This is a genomic window from Shinella sp. WSJ-2 (assembly GCF_003432075.1).
Taxonomy (GTDB): Bacteria; Pseudomonadota; Alphaproteobacteria; order Rhizobiales; family Rhizobiaceae; genus Shinella.
Window position 1 is genome coordinate 731,379 of record NZ_QWBU01000001.1, and the last position, 17,235, is coordinate 748,613.

The window sequence follows — 17,235 nt, forward strand, 5'->3', positions numbered from 1 at the left end:
CGCCATCTTCCCCCGCGAAAACCGGAAGACAGTGACCTTGACGACCATCGCAAATCTCTTCGCCATCATGCCCTACCCGGAGATCGATCCGATCGCCTTCTCGATCGGCCCGGTCGCTGTGCACTGGTACGGCATCGCCTATGTCGTCGGCATCCTGCTCGGCTGGTTTTATGCCCGCCGGCTGATCGAGACGCCGCGGCTTTGGGCCGGGCAAGCGCCGGCGACGCGCGTGCAGCTCGACGACTTCCTCGTCTGGGCCGCCGTCGGCATCATTCTCGGCGGCCGCATCGGCTATATCCTGTTCTACGATTTCCCGAATGTCGCGGCCGATCCGCTGCGCGCCATCCAGGTCTGGAACGGCGGCATGTCGTTCCACGGCGGATTTGCCGGCACAACGCTCGCCATGATCCTGTTTGCCCGCCGCAACAGCATTCCGATCTGGAGCCTGTTCGACATCGTCGCCGCCGTCGTGCCGATCGGCCTGTTCTTCGGCCGCATCGCCAATTTCGTGAATGGTGAACTCTGGGGCCGCCTGTCGGATGCACCCTGGGCGGTGATCTTCCCGGAAGCCGGCCCCTTCGCCCGCCATCCGAGCCAGCTCTATGAAGCAGGCCTGGAGGGCATCGTGCTGCTCGCCGTGCTCGCCGTCGCCATCTACCGTTTCGGTGCGCTGAAGCGCCCCGGCCTCGTCACCGGCCTGTTCGTCGCCGGCTACGCGCTGTCGCGCATCACGGTGGAATTCTTCCGCGAGCCGGATCCGCAGCTCGGCTATCTCTTCGGCGGCTGGCTGACCATGGGCATGCTGCTCTCGCTGCCGATGCTGCTCGTCGGTCTCTGGGCGATTTTTCGCGCCCGTGCGGCCCACCCGGCCAGCGCCTGAGCGAACGCCGCCATGACGACACCCCTCGCCCAAAAGATCAAGGCGCTGATCCGCACCAACGGACCGATCAGCGTCACCGACTATTTCGCGCTGTGCCTCGCCGATCCCGAATATGGATATTACCGCACCCGCGACCCTTTCGGCCGTGCCGGCGATTTCGTCACGGCACCGGAGGTAAGCCAGCTGTTCGGCGAAATGCTCGGCATATTCCTCGTTCACGCCTGGCAGAAACACGGCGGCCCGGAGACCGTGCGCATCGCCGAGATCGGTCCCGGCCGCGGCACGATGATGGCCGACATGCTGCGTGTCGTGCACAAGCTCGCCCCGCAGCTCTATGAGAATGCGACCTTTCACCTGATCGAGACCAGCCCGAAGCTGCGCGCCGTCCAGCACGAAACGCTCGGCACCCAGGCGGCCCGCGTCACCTGGCACGACAGTTTCGAGGAGTTGCCCGACGGCTTCGTGCTGCTGGCTGCCAATGAGCTGTTCGACGCCATCCCGATCCGCCAGTTCATCAAGACGTCGGCCGGCTTCCGAGAAAGGCTCATCGGGCTGGATGCCGAGGACGAGCTGACCTTCGCCGCCGGTGTGGCAACGCTCGACCCCGCGGTGCTTCCGGAGCATCACAAGAGCGTCCCGAACGGCACGATTTTTGAGATCGCGCCGGCACGCGAGGCTGTCATGGCGACGATCGCCGAGCGCATTGCGCGCTTCGGCGGCTCGGCCGTCATCATCGACTATGGCCATTTCGTCACCGGCTTCGGCGATACGCTACAGGCGGTCCTGAAGCACGATTTCGACCCGCCGCTCGCCCATCCCGGCGAGGCGGATCTGACGAGCCATGTCGATTTCGAGCGGCTGGCGGGCGCCGCCGCCGGCGCCGGCCTGCATGTGCACGGTATGCTGCACCAGGGCGATTTCCTCGTCGGGCTGGGCATCGGTGAACGGGCCTCCGCGCTCGGCCGTCATCGCGACGCCGAGACGCAGCAATCCATCCTGGACGATGTCGACCGGCTCGCCGGCTCGGGTGCTGGAAAAATGGGCGATCTTTTCAAGGTTCTGGCCGTCGGCAGCGCGCCGCTCTCGCTCTTCCCCTTCCGCCAGCCGGATTGACATGCCGGGAAAGGCCGGACAACATCCGGCCCGATTTGCACCCCGCATGCCCGGTCGCGTTCCTGCCTGGCGGCCCCTCCAAAGCCTAGCCGAGAGACCATGAAGGACCAGACGCCTCCCTCCCCGATCCAAAGCCCACTTCTCGCCGAACGCGCCGGAAAAGCCGCGCAGCACGGCTTCTTCACCCGCGCCGGCGGCGTATCGGAAGGCATCTATCGCGGCCTGAATGTCGGCCTCGGCTCGCAGGACGAGCGTGAAAACGTGCAGGAGAATCGCGCCCGCGTCGCTCGCTGGTTTTCCGCCGAGCCGGAAAAGCTCGCGACCGTGCACCAGATCCATTCGCCCGACGTCGTCGTGGTGGACGAAACCTATGACGGTGCGCGGCCGCAAGCCGACGCGCTGGTCAGCGCCACGCCTGGCGTTGTGCTCGGCGTGCTGGCCGCCGATTGCGGCCCGATCCTGTTCTGCGATCCGGAGGCGCGCATCGTGGGCGCCGCCCATGCCGGCTGGAAGGGCGCGCTCTACGGCGTGCTCGAAAACACCATTGCCGCCATGGAAAAACTCGGCGCGAAACGCGAGAACATCGTCGCCAGTCTCGGCCCGTCGATCAGCCGGCGCAATTACGAGGTCGGCCCGGAATTCGTCGAGCGCTTCCTGGCCGTCGACACGGCCTATCAGCGCTATTTCACACCCTCGGGCAAAGACGGGCACGCGATGTTCGACCTGCCGGGCCTGACGACGCAGCGCCTGTCCGATGCCGGCGTGACGGCAGAGAACCTCGACATCTGCACCTATCCCGACGAGGATCGCTTTTTCTCCTACCGGCGCACCACGCACCGGCAGGAACCGGACTACGGTCGCCAGATTTCGGCGATCATGGTCAGGGCCTGACGCTTACACATACAAACGGACGAGGGAGACACCCATGGCACTTCACTTCGACAGCGAGGAATACGCCAACCGGCTCCAGCGCCTCACCTCCCGGATGCGGGAGGAAAAGCTTGATGCCATGCTGCTCTTCGCCCAGGAGAGCATGTACTGGCTGACGGGCTACGACACCTTCGGCTATTGCTTCTTCCAGACGCTTGTCGTGAAGGCGAGCGGCGAGATGGTGTTGCTCACCCGCTCAGCGGACCTGCGCCAGGCGCGCCGCACCTCGACCATCGAGAAGATCGAGGTCTGGATCGACCGCGTCAACGCCGACCCGACGATGGACCTGAAGAACCTGCTGTCCGATCTCGATCTGCTCGGCTGCCGCATCGGCGTGGAATACGACACGCATGGCCTGACCGGCCGCAATGCGCGCCTCCTCGACAACCAGCTCCAGAGCTTCGGCCAGCTCATCGACGCGTCCGCGATCGTCAGCCGCCTGCGCCTGATCAAGAGCCCGGCCGAGATCGCCTATGTCGAGCGCGCCGCGGCCCTCTCGGACGAGGCGCTGGATGCAGCCCTGCCGCTCATCAAGGCCGGCGGCGATGAGGCGGCCATTCTCGCCGCCCTGCAGAATGCCGTGCTTTCCGGCGGTGGAGACTATGCCGCCAACGAATTCGTCATCGGCTCGGGCGACGACGCGCTGCTGGTGCGTTCGAAATCCGGCCGCCGCCGTCTGGAAGCGCAGGATCAGCTCAGCCTGCAATGGACCGGGGTCAGCGCGCGCTATCACGCGCCGATGATGCGCACCGCCGTGATCGGCACGCCGACCGCCCGCCACCGCGAACTCTACAGCGCCTGCCGCGAGACCATCCAGGCGATGGAAATGGTGCTGCGCCCCGGCAATACGTTCGGCACGGTCTTCGAGACCCATGCCCGCATCCTCGACGAGCGGGGTCTGGCCCGCCACCGGCTGAACTCCTGCGGCTACTCCGTCGGCGCGCGTTTTGCGCCCTCCTGGATGGAGCACCAGATGTTCCTTGCCGGCAATCCGCAGGAGATCGAACCGAACATGTCGGTTTTCGTGCACACGATCCTGCTCGATTCCGACAGCGGCACTGCCATGACGCTCGGCCAGACCTACCTCACCACCACGGACACGCCGAAGCCGCTCTCCCGCTACGGCCTCGATTTCATCGAGGTTTGATCGCTCACCAGATCCCGCAATTGACAGGGCTTTGAGGGCCACCCATAAATCGTTGCGGGGAACGGGCGCGGCACAGGCGCTGCGAAGGACATGGGACGATAATGACGCACGAGCTGATGAAGCGGCTGGCAGTGATCGGCCTCATCGCGATCCTTTCCGGCTGCAACAGCACGGATGCCTTGACGCCGCAGGTCGATGTCGGCGGCGGCCTGAATTCGTCGCCCGTCACCCAGCGCGACCTCGACCAGATGAGCGCCCAGACCACGCCTGTTACCACCACGACGCAGCAAACCGCCTTCACCACGCCGGCCGAAACCGGCACGACGAGCGGCCGCGACACGGCGGGCACGCTGCAGGGCCAGGCCGATGCGCTCGAACGCAACAACACCGGCAGCCGGGCCGCATCCGACACGGCGCTGGCTCGCGAGACGGCCCAGCGCTCCTTGGCGGCCGAGACGTCCGGCGGTGCGGAAGAAATCGCCGTCGCGACGCCTCAGAAATCCGGCGAGACGATCCGCTTCCTGCCGATCATCGGGGCGCCGGTAGAGGCCGTGACGCCGCTCTCCAAGCGCCTCGGCGCGGAAGCCCGCTCCAACGGCCTGACCATCCGCAGCGCCTCCGACAATTCCAGCAAATACATCCTGAAGGGCTATTTCTCCGCCATGAAGGACAATGGCGGCACGACCGTCGTCTATGTCTGGGACGTGCTGGACGGTAGCGGCGCCCGGCTGCATCGCATCCAGGGCCAGGAAACGGTGTCCGGCACGGCGTCCGATCCATGGTCGGCGGTTCCCGCCCGCACGATGGAAGGGATCGCACAGAAGACCATCCGGGAATATCTCGACTGGCGCGGTTCCGTGCCCGGTTAACAGGCTCGAAACGGTAAATCACAGCGAAATGCGAAGATTCGCTTAGTGAGGCGGGCAAGCCCCTTGCATTCGAGGGGCTGGCCCCTTAAACGCCCCCCAATCAGCAGAATAACAGGCGGACCATAGATGAAGGTTTTCGCGGGCAATTCGAACCGGCTTCTGGCCGAAGCGATCTGCAACTATCTGAATGTTCCGCTCGGCCGTGCCACGGTCCGGCGCTTTGCAGACCAGGAAATCTTCGTTGAAATCCAGGAGAACGTACGCGGCGAGGACGTCTTCATCGTCCAGTCGACCTCCTTCCCGACGAACGACCACCTGATGGAAATGCTGATCATGATCGATGCCATGCGCCGCTCCTCGGCGCGCCGCATCACCGCCGTGATCCCCTATTTCGGCTATGCCCGGCAGGACCGCAGGTCCGCCCCGCGCACACCGATCTCGGCAAAGCTCGTCGCCAATCTCATCACCGAGGCCGGCGCCAATCGCGTGATGACGCTCGACCTGCATGCCGGCCAGATCCAGGGCTTCTTCGATATCCCGACCGATAACCTCTACGCCGTGCCGATCCTGGCGCGCGACGTGAAGGAAAACTACAATCTCCAGAACGTCATGGTCGTCTCGCCCGACGTCGGCGGCGTGGTGCGTGCCCGTGCACTCGCCAAGCGCCTCGATTGCCAGTTGGCGATCGTCGACAAGCGCCGCGAGCGCGCCGGTGAATCGGAAGTCATGAACGTCATCGGCGACGTGACCGGCAAGGACTGTCTGCTGATCGACGATATCGTCGATTCCGGTGGCACGCTCTGCAACGCCGCCGAGGCGCTTCTGAACAAGGGCGCGACCAGCGTCACCGCCTATATCACGCATGGCGTGCTTTCCGGTGGTGCCGTGGCCCGCGTCACCTCGTCGAAGCTCAAGGAGCTTGTGATCACCGACTCGATCCAACCCACCACGGCCGTCCAGTCGGCGCACAACATTCGCGTCATCACGACCGCCAACCTGCTCGGCGAAGCAATCAACCGCACGAGCGCGGAAGAGTCCGTCTCCAGCCTCTTCGACTGACGAAACCATATTTTCCAAGCTTAAAAGCCTGCGCGCCCGCTTCGGTTGTGCGGGCTTTTTCATGCCGCAACCACCCCCTGTTTTTTTGTTCACGGCCGATATCGGACCGATCAAATTTGCGTTAGGGTCTGCTCAGATTCGCGAGGAGGAATCCTATGATATCAATGTCTTTGTTCAGCCGCCTGGCGGCACGTGCTGCCATCCTTCTTGCTGCCGGCACGCTCGCCGCCTGCCAGGTCGAGGTCGATGAGGGACGGCCGGACTATCGCCCCCGCCCGCAGGCCTGCACCATGGAATACATGCCCGTCTGCGGCTCGCGCGGCGGCGAAACCCAGACCTTCCCCAATGCCTGCGAAGCGCGTTCCAACGGTTATCGCATCATCGGCCGCGGTGAATGCCGCTTCGGCGTCCGGCCCGATCCTTTTCCGGACCAAGGCCGCGCCTGCACGCGGGAATATGCGCCGGTCTGCGGCTCGCGCGGCCGTGACCGCCAGACCTTTGCCAATGCCTGCGAGGCGCGTTCCAGCGGTTACGACGTGATCGGCCGCGGCGAATGCCAGTTCCGCCGTCCGGACACCGGCTGGGAAGAGCAGCGTGAGCGCCCGCGGCGCGATCGGGTCTCGATCGGCTGGCAAGACCAGAGCCAGGATCAGGACGTTCGTCCGAGCCGTGAACGCAAAAGGGACCGGGATCGCGAGCGCAGTGACAACAGACGCCGGGATGCAGACATCCAGCTTGGCCTCGATGACAGCGGCACGCGGGCGGATCGCTCCGGCCGCGAAGAGCGCGAGGATCCGCGCTGCGCGGACAAGCGCCGAGCAAAACGCGACCCGGCCTGCGCGGTAAACTGAGACCTCAGTTCCCGAAATAGAAAAGCCCGCCATTCGCATGGCGGGCTTTTTCATGCCTGGTGCCCCTCAACGCTACGGCAGCGGACAAGCCTCGCCACCGCCGAAAATCCGCGAGCGTGTGAGGAAACGCTTCTCCCGTCCATTGTCGAGCGAGAACATGCCGCCACGGCCAGGGACGACGTCGATGATCAGCTGCGTGTGCTGCCACACGCCGAACTGACTCTCGCTGATATAGACAGGTACACCGCCAATCTCGCCCAACTTCACGTCACGGTCGCCGACGATGTAATCGTCCGCAGGGTAACACATCGGCGAGGACCCGTCGCAGCAGCCACCCGACTGATGGAACAGGATTTCCGGATGATCCGTCTGGATCTCCCGGATAAAATCCAGCGCCGCCTCGGTCGCCACCACGCGCGGCTCGGTCTGAATATCGGACATTGCGGATCTCCCAGAGCATTTCCAGCCGAAGCGAGATCGCTTCGGCGTCGGATAATGCGGCAAAAAACCTAGGGCATTTCCGGCGAACCAGAGTTCATCGGAAATGCTCTAGAACGCAGTTTCCCTCTCCCCGGGCAGGTGGGGAGAGGGAGCGGGCAGGAACCGATGATGGGGAGGCCTGCCCTTCGTTCGCCTTCTCCGCGGGGGACGGGAGAAAGCGGCGGTCGCTCAGAAGAAACCGAGCGCCTTGGGAGAGTAGCTGACCAGCATGTTCTTGGTCTGCTGGTAGTGATCGAGCATCATCTTGTGCGTCTCGCGGCCGATACCGGACTGCTTGTAGCCACCGAAGGCCGCATGGGCCGGATAGGCGTGGTAGCAGTTGGTCCACACACGGCCCGCCTGGATGTCGCGGCCGAAGTGGTAGCAACGGTTCGCATCGCGGCTCCATACGCCGGCACCGAGGCCGTAGAGCGTGTCGTTGGCGATGGCGAGCGCCTCCGCGTCGTCCTTGAAGGTCGTGACCGAAACGACCGGTCCGAAAATCTCCTCCTGGAAGATGCGCATCTTGTTGTGACCCCGGAAGACGGTCGGCTTGACGTAATAGCCGCCCGCAAGATCGCCGCCGAGATCATTACGCCCACCGCCGGTCAGCACTTCCGCACCTTCCTGCCGGCCGATGTCGATATAGGAGAGGATCTTTTCCAGCTGTTCGGAGGACGCCTGTGCGCCGATCATCGTCGCCGTGTCGAGCGGGTTGCCCTGCACGATCTTTTCCACGCGCTTGACGGCCTTTTCCATGAAGCGGTCGTAGATCTTCTCATGCACCAGCGCGCGGCTCGGGCAGGTGCAGACCTCGCCCTGGTTCAGCGCGAACATCGCAAAGCCTTCGAGCGCCTTGTCGAGATAGTCGTCGTCCTCGTTCATCACATCGGCGAAGAAGATGTTCGGCGACTTGCCGCCCAGCTCCAGCGTCACCGGAATGAGGTTCTGGCTGGCATATTGCATGATCAGGCGGCCGGTCGTCGTCTCACCGGTAAAGGCGATCTTGGCGATACGCGGATTGGAGGCGAGCGGCTTGCCGGCTTCCAGACCAAAGCCATTGACGATGTTGAGCACGCCGGCAGGCAGCAGATCGCCGATGAGCTCGGCCCAGACGAGGATCGAGGACGGCGTCTGTTCGGCAGGCTTCAGCACGACGCAGTTGCCGGCGGCAAGAGCCGGCGCCAGCTTCCAGGTGGCCATCAGGATCGGGAAGTTCCACGGAATGATCTGGCCGACGACGCCGAGCGGCTCGTGGAAGTGATAGGCGATGGTGTTGTGGTCGACCTCGCCGATCGTGCCTTCCTGGGCGCGGACGCAGGAGGCGAAGTAGCGGAAGTGGTCGATGGCGAGCGGAATGTCGGCCGCCATCGTTTCGCGTAGCGGCTTGCCGTTGTCCCAGGTCTCTGCGCGGGCGAGCAGGTCGAGATTGTCCTCCATGCGCTGGGCGATCTTCATGAGGATATTGGCGCGCTCGGTGCTCGAGGTGCGGCCCCACTTGTCCTTGACGGCGTGGGCGGCATCAAGCGCCAGCTCGATATCGGCGGCGTCGGAGCGGGCGACTTCGCAGAGCTTGCCGCCGGTGATCGGCGTGACATTATCGAAGTAGCGGCCCGCGACGGGCTCCTTCCATTCGCCACCGATGAAGTTGCCGTACTTTGCCTTGTACGGGTTTTCGACGATCTTCTGATGCAGCATGTCATTCCTCCCAAAAGAGACCCGGATGGGCCGTGGGGAGAATGGTGCTGCGCTTCGGCGGATTGCGGTAGAGCCTGCAAGGCGATGGTTGCGGCGACTGTTTCAGATTTGAGACAGGTCGGCGGCGCCGGCTGTGCTGCGCCGCAGCATCAGTTGATCGAAAGCTTCTTCATCTTGCGATAGAGCGTTGCGCGGCTGATGCCGAGCAGGTCCGCCGCCTGGCTGATATTGCCGCCGGCGCGCGTGAGAACACGGCGAAGCGCGGCGCGCTCGGCGTCGTCGAGGTCCCGCCCCTCCTCCGCCCGGTTCTCCTGCAGCAGGTCGGACGCGGCAATACCGGTGGCGATCCGCCGGTCGTCGAGACCGAGCACCTGACGCGCCGCGCGGGTGGCGCCAAGCACGAGATCGTCGCGGTCGACGGCGAGCAGCGCCGGTGCTGCACGGCCATCGACGGGCACGAGCAGGATGCGGGCCGCCGAAAAGGCGCGGCGGAAGAGCCCCGCCTCGATGCGCGCGGCGGCATCGCGGATCGCCTGCGAGAGGATCGCCATCGTCATCTCGTTGGCGTCGTCGCGGCAGGTGGAGATGTCGATGGCCGCGGCGATGCGGCCGGTATGGTCGCGGATCGGTGCCGTGGTGCAGGACAGGCCGGTGTTCTGCGACAGGAAATGCTGGTCGCGCAGGATGAGAACCGGCCGCTCGTCGGCCAGCGCCGTGCCGATGCCGTTGGTGCCGACGCTCGCCTCGCTCCAGACCGTGCCGGACCACAGGCCCACGCCGCGAAACGCCCGGTCATCGCCCGCCGCACCACGCCGCTCGAGCGCGATGCCGTTTTCATCCGTCAGCAGCAGGCAACAGCCGGCCTTGCCGACCGTCGCGAAGAGACGGTCGAGTTCGCCCGAGGCCTCCTCGACGAGAACGCTGGAGCGCGTGCGGGCATGGCGGAATTCCGCCTCGCTCAGCCGCCAAGGCGCGCGAGCCTCTTCCGGAGACAGGCCATGCAATGTGAGGCAACGCCTCCAGGAGGCGGCAACAGGCGAACTGGCCGCGGCGGATGCATGACCCGCCACGCTGTGCACATGATCCGCGTGATCGAAACGCAGGGGCATCCGCTCTCCTCCCGAAAGCTTCCGACCGATCGTCGCATCTGAATATAACGTCGCGCACTATAACCGTGCTTGCGATGGAAGGTCCAGCGCGACCAAGGTCCAAGGCTGGGCATTCAAGCAAGCGGCGCATCTGCCGGCCAAAAGCCTGTTTCCAAGCCCCGCGCCGCCTGTTACGACTGCGCATCCCTTTCCTTCATCGATCCTGCCATGCTTCGTGATTTTTCCGCTCAAGCCCTGTTCATGGGCCTGCTCACCGCCTTCGTCGGTTTTGCCAGTTCCTTCGCCGTCGTGCTGCACGGCCTGACCGGCGTCGGCGCCACGGAGGCGCAGGCCGCCTCCGGGCTGATGGCGCTTTCCGTGTCGATGGGCGTCTGCGCCATCGTGCTCAGCGTCGCGACGCGCCTGCCCGTCTCCATCGCCTGGTCGACGCCAGGGGCCGCGCTGCTTGCCAGTTCCGGCGCGGTCGAGGGCGGCTTTGCCACGGCGGTGGGCGGGTTCATCGTCTGCGCGGTGCTGATCGTCATTGCAGGCCTCTGGAAGCCGCTTGGCCGCATGGTCGCCGCCATTCCCGCCGCGCTCGCCAATGCCATGCTGGCCGGCGTGCTGATCGGCCTATGTTTCGCGCCGGTGAAGGCCATTGCCTTCAATCCCTGGCTCGGCCTGCCGATCGTGCTCGCCTGGGTCGTCGTCGGCAGCCTCAACCGGCTCTATGCCGTGCCGGCGGCGCTCGCAGCCTTCGTCGCCGTGCTCGCCTTCGGTGTCGATATTCCCGCGGGCGCCTTTGCCGGGTTGGCCGAGGCCCTGCTGCCGAAGCCGGAGATCATCCCCCCCGCCTTCACCTTTGCCGGCCTCGTCAGCATTGCGCTGCCGCTCTTCATTGTCACCATGGCCTCGCAGAACATTCCAGGCATCGCGGTGCTGAAGGTCAATCACTACGAGCCCAATCCCGGCCCGCTCTTTGCCACCACCGGCCTGTTCTCGCTGCTCTCGGCCCCGTTCGGCGGTCATGCGGTGAACCTTGCCGCCATCACCGCCGCCATGTGCGCCGGCAGCGACGCGCATCCCGACCCGGCCAAGCGCTACTGGGCGGCGATCAATGCCGGCGTCTTCTACGTGATCTTCGGCCTTGCCGCAGGCGCGGTGACCGCCTTCGTCAGCTTGGCGCCGCCCATCCTCATCCAGGCCGTCGCCGGCCTTGCGCTGATCAGCGCCTTCGCCAATTCGGCGCTCAATGCCTTCAAGGAAATCGACGGACGGGAAGCCGCTGCTGTGACCTTCCTCGTCACCGCCTCGGGCGTCTCCTTCGCCGGCATTTCCGGTGCTTTCTGGGGCCTGCTCGCCGGCGGCCTGATGCTGGCGCTTTCGCGTTTCACCGCGAAGCGCAAAGCATAAGCCTACGGCTGGAAGGGCAGCGGCTGGCCGTTGATCAGCACCTTGCCATCCTCGCCGACCGTCAGGTCCCAAATCTGCGCATCGCCGCTGCCCTTGCGGGCAAGGCCCTTCATCATCAGCAGGCCGAAGGAGGCTTGGCCGAACTGCGGCACCTTTCCGGCATTGCGCTGAAGATAGGTAATCGTCTTGTCGAAATCGCGCATGGTGATCGTGATATCGGCGCTGCGGCGATCCTGCTGGTCGGGATAGACCGTCATCTTGCCGGAGACCTGCAGATCATAGATCGGCGATGCCGCCGAGATATCCTCGAAGTCGACGGTCATCGCACCGTTCGGCAGGACGATGCGGCCGATCTCCTTGTTCTGCTCTTCCGTCAGCGGTTCCGGCTTGGTGAAGTCGGCGTGATCGATAAGGTAATGCACGGCGCCGGCAAGATCGAGATTCGCGACCGCCACCTTGAAATTCGCCCGCTCCGGCAGTGCCTCGGCAAATTCCGCCGGCAGCACGCCGGCCGGCGGCTTCGGATGTTCCACGCCGAAACCGAAGCCGACACGCGTCGAATGGCCGATGCCGTTCATGTCGATATTGTAGGTCACCGCATCGGCGCCAAACGTGCCCTTGTCCGTACCGACGGTCACGTTGGACGCCTTGATCGTCTCGGTCAGGTTGTCGAACACCGGCAGCGAGGCGCGCAGCAAATCCTTGAGCTTCGTAGCATCCGCCGGATCGAGCTTGTCCTTCTTTATGTTGTCGAGCACGAAGAACACGAGATCCTGGAGGACCTTGTAGCGCGCACCGTCCATGCTGACATCGATATCAAGCGTATCCGCGCCGATATCGACCCGGCCGGAGGGGTCGCCGGTGATCGTTTCACTGAACGCCTTCATGACCCCGGTGCTCGAAATGTCGATGATCCCCGGTGCCTTCTTTTCCGACGTGACCTGTCCGGACACTTCGCCGAAGCTGGCCGTCACGCTTTCCTTCGGCGTCGTGCTGGAGAAGCCTATGCGCTTCGCCGACCAGTTCGCAGAGGTGAAATAGAGAACTTCAGGATCGTAGATCCCGTCCATCTTCATCGTATCGACGAGATAGGTGAAGGAGCCCTCGCCGGGCAATGTGCCCTTGATGTCAAGGCTGTCGCTCGATTCGAATCGATAGGTGCCCTCCGGCTGCGGGCGCAGATAGGCCGTCATCGGCTTCAGGCCCTCGACCTTCACCGAGCCCTCTTTGGCCTTGTCCAGCAGAACCGAGGGGTTGAGGCGCAATTCATAGAAGGAAGAAGCAGCCTTCACCGTGATGAGGCCGGCATCGACGATGTCCTTCGGCAGATAGTGCGTCAGGCGCTGCTGGAGGCTTTCCGCACCGGCAGGCGAAATCTCCTGGGCGGCGGCGGGGCTTGCCGAAACAAGCGCAAGGGCGGCCGAGGCCATCAGGATCTGTCGTCTCATTCCATTCTCCTTCAGCGAAGCTTTCGCCACCGAACATCCAATCGCAGCGGCAGCATGTCAATCCGGGATCAAGCCGGCCCCGGCCCTTGCATTTCCGGGCATTCTTGTTTATGGAGCCCCCGTCCGCGTAGACACCCTTGGAGGCAACGTGGATGAGGCTTTCACGAAATCCTCAAGCCTTTTGCATCGCCGGGCGCAGCCCGATGCGCGAAAGGCTCTCCAGTAACACACGAAAGGTAAAGCCATGAGCCACGAAACTTACGAGCTCAAGGCCGAGACGCGCGAACGGGTTGGTAAGGGGTCCTCCCGTGAACTTCGCCGCAACGGCCTTATTCCTGCAGTAATCTACGGCGACAAGCAGGCCCCCCTGTCGATCGCCCTCTCGACCAAGGACGTCACCCAGCGCATCCACGCTGGCGGCTTCAAGACGACGGTCGCCACGATCGACGTCAACGGCGAGAAGATCAAGGTTCTGCCTAAGGACTTCCAGCTGGATCCCGTCCGCGACTTCACCATGCATGTCGACTTCCTGCGCGTTTCGGGTAACACCCACGTTGTCGTCGAAGTGCCGGTTCACTTCATCAATGAAGAGAAGTCCCCGGGCATCAAGGCCGGCGGTGTCCTGAATATCGTGCGCCATGCAGTCGAGCTGCACGCTCTGGCTGGCGACATCCCGGAATTCCTGACCGCCGATCTCTCCGGCCTCAAGGTCGGCGACGGCATCCACATCTCGCACATCAAGCTGCCGAAGGGCACGAGCCCGGTCATCTCCGACCGTGACTTCACGATCGCCACGATCGCTGTTCCGGCAGCCGGCGTGAAGGAAGAAGAAGCCGAAGGCTCCGCAGAATAATCCCATCTCCGGGACCATTCTCGAAACCCCGCGCCTGACCCAGGGCGCGGGGTTTTTCTTTGCCGAAACGGACCAAGTTACCGCCGCGGGAAGTTTGAATTATCAGCACTTTTGCGGGTCGCCATTTCAGCAACATTTAAGACTTTGATGAAAATCTGGCCCTTGGGGAAAATGGCAAAAGCCAAGAGGGGCATATGAACTGGCTTTGTAACGCAGCGGAGGGACGACCGGCATGAAAATGCATTCGGTCGAAGGCCGCTTCATCGCCATCGTCATCGGCGCCCTGCTCGTCTTCGTCGCTCCGCTCTTCCTGCTGTTCCTGATCCTTTCGTCGGACCGCGTCGCACGCGAGCGCCTGCAAAACACCGAAGTGCTGCTTCAGGCCAATGTCCAGGCGCTCGGCAAGCCGCTGTGGGATTTCGACAAGGAAAGCATCGACCAGATTGTCACCGCACTTCAGGCTGATGCCGACATCAGCTATGTTCAGGTGCGCGACACCTCGGACGTCATCGACATCCGCAAGCCCACCGTCTCGCCCAACCCGGACGACGCGCGCTCCATCGTCAAGACCGATATCCTCTATAAGGCGACCGACGGCATCAAGAAGGTCGGGACGGCGGAAATCTGGATTCGCAAAGAAGGTCTATTCTCGCGCTTCTCGACGGATGAGCTGAGCATCTTCGCCATCTTCTTCTTTGCCGTCGCAACGCTCTTCACCGCCGCCATCATCGGCAACCGTATCACCATCATCCGTCCGCTGATGCGACTGACCGCGGCCATCGAAGCGACGCGCCGGCTCGGCTCGCGCCATCATGTCGACTGGACCTCGAACGACGAGATGGGCGCGCTCGCGCATAACTTCAACGAGATGCAGAGCAAGCTGGCACGCGAGGAAAACGAGCTGAAACTCGCTCATGCCCGCGCCACCGATATCTACAACCTGACACCGGCCATGCTGTTCTCCATCGATGCGCAAAACCGCATCACGGCCGTCAGCGACTATTGGCTGACCGCGACCGGCTATCGCCGTGAGGCGGTGATCGGCCATGAATTCACCGACTTCGTTGTCGAGGAGTGCCGCGAGACCTATCGCAAGCGACATACGACGAACCTGGAGGACGGCGGCATCTGCGAGGTGACCCTGCGCTTCCTGTGCGCCGACGGCAACGTGATCGACGTGCTGATCCTGGAAACCGGCGCAGAGGCAAGCAGCAGGCGTCAGGCGCTATCGCTCTCGGTCATGACCGATGTCACCGATCTCAAGGAAGCCGAGACCCGTAACCATCGCCAGGCCATTACCGACCACCTGACCGGCCTGCTCAACCGTCAAGGCTTCGAGACCGTGCTGGACGAGCTGATCGGCGAAGTGGACGCGCATGGTCAGCAGCTCGCCTGCCTTTTCGTCGATCTCGACCGCTTCAAGTGGATCAACGACAATCTCGGCCATGCCAGCGGCGATGACGTGCTCTGTCAGGTTGCCATGCGGCTGCGCCGCCAGCTGCGCGCCAATGACGTGATCGCCCGGCTCGGCGGCGACGAATTCGCCATCCTGCTGTCCGCCCCAGATGCCCGCCAGCTCGCCATGGACATCAGCAACCGGCTGGTCGCCAGCCTGCGCGCACCGCTCATTGTCAACGGTGCGGAGCTCAATGTCAGCGCCAGCATTGGCATCGCTGTTTATCCCGACCATGCCGCCACCGCCGCCTGCCTCTTACAGAAATCCGACATGGCCATGTATGCGCGCAAGCGCAGCGGCAAGAACGGCGTGCAGCTCTTCGACAACAACATGGTCGACATCGCCCGCAGGCGACTCGAGATCGAGCAATTCATCGACCAGGGGCTGCGCGACGACTGGTTCGCCGCCCATCTCCAGCCGATTGTCAGCCTCGCGGACGGCCGCGTCGCCGGGTTCGAGGCCCTGATGCGCCTGCATCACCCCGAGCGCGGCATCCTGCCGCCGGCCAAGATCATTGGCATTGCGGAGGAGAACGGCACGATCGCCCGGATCGGCGATTGCATCCTCTCGAAGGCCATCGCCAATCTGGCAGTCATCTCCAAGCTTGATGGCCTTGGCGACACCTATCTCGCGGTCAATTTCTCGCCCCTGCAATTCGAGCAGGTCCTGCCCGCCCGCATCGCGGCCCTGCTTCTGGAAAGAGGCATCGCACCGTCGCGCATCGTCGTCGAGATCACCGAGGCCGTGCTGATGCTGGACAATCCCGTCGTGCGCGAGGTGCTCGACGCGCTTTCCGATCTCGGCTGCCGCATCGCGCTTGACGATTTCGGCACGGGTTATTCCTCGCTCAGCTATCTCAACCGTTTCCCGGTCGATATCGTCAAGGTCGACCAGTCCTTCACCCGCTCGCTCTCCTCTGATCAACCGGATGTGCGCCGCAAGAGCCGCATGCTCGTCGAGGGCATCCGCACCATCTCGCACCAGATGGGTTGTACGGTGGTGGCCGAAGGCATTGAGACGACGGAACAATGGGATATCCTGCAGAGCATGGATATCGAGTTCGGGCAGGGTTACCTGCTGAGTAAGCCCTTGCCGCTGGAGGCGCTGCTCGAAAAACTCGACGAATTTGCAAAGCCCGACGTGCCCGGGCGTCGCGCCATGGCCTCCTGAAAGTTTGAGGGACAAGACGATGAAGACACTGCTTTTGACGCTTTGCTTGTCGCTTGCCCCGCTTTCTTTAGCCCTTGCCGAAACGCTGCATTTCGTGACGGAAGAATATGCCCCCTTCAACTACACCAAGGACGGCAAGATTACCGGCATCGCGGTCGATCAGGTGGAGACGATCGCCAAGGCTGCCGGTATCGACTACACGCTGGAGATCATGCCCTGGGCGCGCGCCTTCGCGATGGCCGAGAACCAGCCGAACACCTGCGTTTTCACGACGGGCTACAACCGCGAGCGCACCAAGCGTTTCATCTGGGTCAATCCACTGCTCAAGGACCAGATGGTTCTCATCAAACGTCAGGGCGACGCGCATAACGGCCTGACGCTTGCCAAAGCGCTCGAACTTAAGGTCGGCTCGCAACGCGGCGATTTTGCCGTGGAGGCGCTTGAACTCCTTGGCTTCAAGAATATCGACCTCGCCGCCGATATCGACATCACGCTGCGCAAGCTTCTTTCCGGCCGCATCGACTTGATGCCGACCTCCGTCAAAACCTACAAGAAGCTGATCAAAGACGGGATTCCGGTCGAGAAAGCCATGTTGATGGATGGCCAGATTTATGGACTCGCCTGCAACAGACAGACCCCACAGCAACTGATCGCGGGTCTTCAGGCCGAGCTGGACAAGCTGATCCTTAACGGCGATCAGGACCGGATCTTCACCGCCTACGGCCTGCCCCCGGACACGCGTACGGCCGACAACGGCATGAAGAATTGACCCAAGGCGGT

The 17,235-nt window shown here is 63.5% G+C and carries 15 protein-coding genes; 11 read left to right on the plus strand and 4 right to left on the minus strand.

What is annotated here, in order from left to right; translation table 11 throughout:
* Window positions 1-37 precede the first annotated feature (37 nt).
* The 7 genes from lgt to D0Y60_RS03520 all read left to right on the plus strand — a co-directional run bounded on the left by lgt (window position 38) and on the right by D0Y60_RS03520 (window position 6,849).
* Window positions 38-880 (plus strand): prolipoprotein diacylglyceryl transferase, encoded by an 843-nt coding sequence (gene lgt, locus D0Y60_RS03490; protein ID WP_117366741.1) that lies wholly within the window; start codon window positions 38-40, stop codon window positions 878-880.
* A 12-nt stretch (window positions 881-892) separates the two neighbouring features.
* Window positions 893-1,993: a class I SAM-dependent methyltransferase gene (locus tag D0Y60_RS03495; RefSeq protein WP_117366743.1), complete on the plus strand. Its 1,101-nt coding sequence runs from the start codon at window positions 893-895 to the stop codon at window positions 1,991-1,993.
* 99 nt (window positions 1,994-2,092) lie between these two features.
* Window positions 2,093-2,884 (plus strand): peptidoglycan editing factor PgeF, encoded by a 792-nt coding sequence (gene pgeF / locus D0Y60_RS03500; protein WP_117366745.1) that lies wholly within the window; start codon window positions 2,093-2,095, stop codon window positions 2,882-2,884.
* A 34-nt stretch (window positions 2,885-2,918) separates the two neighbouring features.
* Window positions 2,919-4,070, plus strand: a complete 1,152-nt coding sequence (locus D0Y60_RS03505; protein ID WP_117366747.1) for a Xaa-Pro peptidase family protein — start codon at window positions 2,919-2,921, stop codon at window positions 4,068-4,070.
* 101 nt (window positions 4,071-4,171) lie between these two features.
* On the plus strand, window positions 4,172-4,939 hold the full coding sequence (locus tag D0Y60_RS03510; RefSeq protein ID WP_117366749.1) for a hypothetical protein: 768 nt from the start codon (window positions 4,172-4,174) through the stop codon (window positions 4,937-4,939).
* A 126-nt stretch (window positions 4,940-5,065) separates the two neighbouring features.
* Complete coding sequence (locus tag D0Y60_RS03515) at window positions 5,066-5,998, plus strand: ribose-phosphate pyrophosphokinase (RefSeq protein ID WP_117366751.1); 933 nt, start codon at window positions 5,066-5,068, stop codon at window positions 5,996-5,998.
* Window positions 5,999-6,162: 164 nt separating this feature from the next.
* Window positions 6,163-6,849, plus strand: coding sequence for a Kazal-type serine protease inhibitor domain-containing protein (locus D0Y60_RS03520; protein WP_199564101.1), 687 nt, complete (start codon window positions 6,163-6,165; stop codon window positions 6,847-6,849).
* A gap of 72 nt (window positions 6,850-6,921) precedes the next feature.
* Here the strand turns inward: D0Y60_RS03520 and D0Y60_RS03525 are convergent, their stop codons facing one another.
* The 3 genes from D0Y60_RS03525 to D0Y60_RS03535 form a co-directional block, all read right to left on the minus strand.
* On the minus strand, window positions 6,922-7,290 hold the full coding sequence (locus D0Y60_RS03525; protein ID WP_117366753.1) for a DUF779 domain-containing protein: 369 nt from the start codon (window positions 7,288-7,290) through the stop codon (window positions 6,922-6,924).
* A gap of 228 nt (window positions 7,291-7,518) precedes the next feature.
* The gene (adh, locus tag D0Y60_RS03530; protein WP_117366755.1) at window positions 7,519-9,027 is read right to left on the minus strand and encodes an aldehyde dehydrogenase; all 1,509 of its coding nucleotides are present in this window, start codon (window positions 9,025-9,027) and stop codon (window positions 7,519-7,521) included.
* A gap of 149 nt (window positions 9,028-9,176) precedes the next feature.
* Entirely contained in the window at window positions 9,177-10,136 is a 960-nt protein-coding gene (locus D0Y60_RS03535) for a helix-turn-helix domain-containing protein (RefSeq protein ID WP_117366757.1), read from the minus strand.
* A 207-nt stretch (window positions 10,137-10,343) separates the two neighbouring features.
* Between D0Y60_RS03535 and D0Y60_RS03540 the strand changes: the two genes are divergently transcribed.
* Window positions 10,344-11,528, plus strand: coding sequence for a benzoate/H(+) symporter BenE family transporter (locus tag D0Y60_RS03540; RefSeq protein ID WP_117366759.1), 1,185 nt, complete (start codon window positions 10,344-10,346; stop codon window positions 11,526-11,528).
* A 2-nt stretch (window positions 11,529-11,530) separates the two neighbouring features.
* On the opposite strand, the gene D0Y60_RS03545 is transcribed toward D0Y60_RS03540, so the two are convergent.
* Entirely contained in the window at window positions 11,531-12,976 is a 1,446-nt protein-coding gene (locus tag D0Y60_RS03545; protein ID WP_147324489.1) for a hypothetical protein, read from the minus strand.
* A 244-nt stretch (window positions 12,977-13,220) separates the two neighbouring features.
* On the opposite strand from D0Y60_RS03545, the gene D0Y60_RS03550 reads away from it, so the two are divergent.
* The 3 genes from D0Y60_RS03550 to D0Y60_RS03560 all read left to right on the plus strand — a co-directional run bounded on the left by D0Y60_RS03550 (window position 13,221) and on the right by D0Y60_RS03560 (window position 17,224).
* Window positions 13,221-13,829, plus strand: a complete 609-nt coding sequence (locus D0Y60_RS03550; protein ID WP_117366763.1) for a 50S ribosomal protein L25/general stress protein Ctc — start codon at window positions 13,221-13,223, stop codon at window positions 13,827-13,829.
* Between the two features lie 238 nt (window positions 13,830-14,067).
* A complete protein-coding gene (locus D0Y60_RS03555; protein WP_117367084.1) occupies window positions 14,068-16,455 on the plus strand; it encodes an EAL domain-containing protein in 2,388 nt (795 codons plus the stop codon).
* 19 nt (window positions 16,456-16,474) lie between these two features.
* Window positions 16,475-17,224, plus strand: a complete 750-nt coding sequence (locus D0Y60_RS03560) for a transporter substrate-binding domain-containing protein (protein ID WP_117366765.1) — start codon at window positions 16,475-16,477, stop codon at window positions 17,222-17,224.
* Window positions 17,225-17,235 lie beyond the last annotated feature (11 nt).

Bases quoted from the DNA above. Each gene is read 5' to 3' on its own strand.
- D0Y60_RS03555 (WP_117367084.1), top strand. From the start codon at position 14,068: ATGCATTCGGTCGAAGGCCGCTTCATCGCCATCGTCATCGGCGCCCTG.
- D0Y60_RS03495 (WP_117366743.1), top strand. From the start codon at position 893: ATGACGACACCCCTCGCCCAAAAGATCAAGGCGCTGATCCGCACCAAC.
- D0Y60_RS03545 (WP_147324489.1), bottom strand. From the start codon at position 12,976: ATGAGACGACAGATCCTGATGGCCTCGGCCGCCCTTGCGCTTGTTTCG.
- D0Y60_RS03510 (WP_117366749.1), top strand. From the start codon at position 4,172: ATGACGCACGAGCTGATGAAGCGGCTGGCAGTGATCGGCCTCATCGCG.
- pgeF (WP_117366745.1), top strand. From the start codon at position 2,093: ATGAAGGACCAGACGCCTCCCTCCCCGATCCAAAGCCCACTTCTCGCC.
- D0Y60_RS03560 (WP_117366765.1), top strand. From the start codon at position 16,475: ATGAAGACACTGCTTTTGACGCTTTGCTTGTCGCTTGCCCCGCTTTCT.
- D0Y60_RS03535 (WP_117366757.1), bottom strand. From the start codon at position 10,136: ATGCCCCTGCGTTTCGATCACGCGGATCATGTGCACAGCGTGGCGGGT.
- adh (WP_117366755.1), bottom strand. From the start codon at position 9,027: ATGCTGCATCAGAAGATCGTCGAAAACCCGTACAAGGCAAAGTACGGC.
- D0Y60_RS03540 (WP_117366759.1), top strand. From the start codon at position 10,344: ATGCTTCGTGATTTTTCCGCTCAAGCCCTGTTCATGGGCCTGCTCACC.
- D0Y60_RS03515 (WP_117366751.1), top strand. From the start codon at position 5,066: ATGAAGGTTTTCGCGGGCAATTCGAACCGGCTTCTGGCCGAAGCGATC.
- D0Y60_RS03525 (WP_117366753.1), bottom strand. From the start codon at position 7,290: ATGTCCGATATTCAGACCGAGCCGCGCGTGGTGGCGACCGAGGCGGCG.
- D0Y60_RS03550 (WP_117366763.1), top strand. From the start codon at position 13,221: ATGAGCCACGAAACTTACGAGCTCAAGGCCGAGACGCGCGAACGGGTT.
- D0Y60_RS03520 (WP_199564101.1), top strand. From the start codon at position 6,163: ATGTCTTTGTTCAGCCGCCTGGCGGCACGTGCTGCCATCCTTCTTGCT.
- D0Y60_RS03505 (WP_117366747.1), top strand. From the start codon at position 2,919: ATGGCACTTCACTTCGACAGCGAGGAATACGCCAACCGGCTCCAGCGC.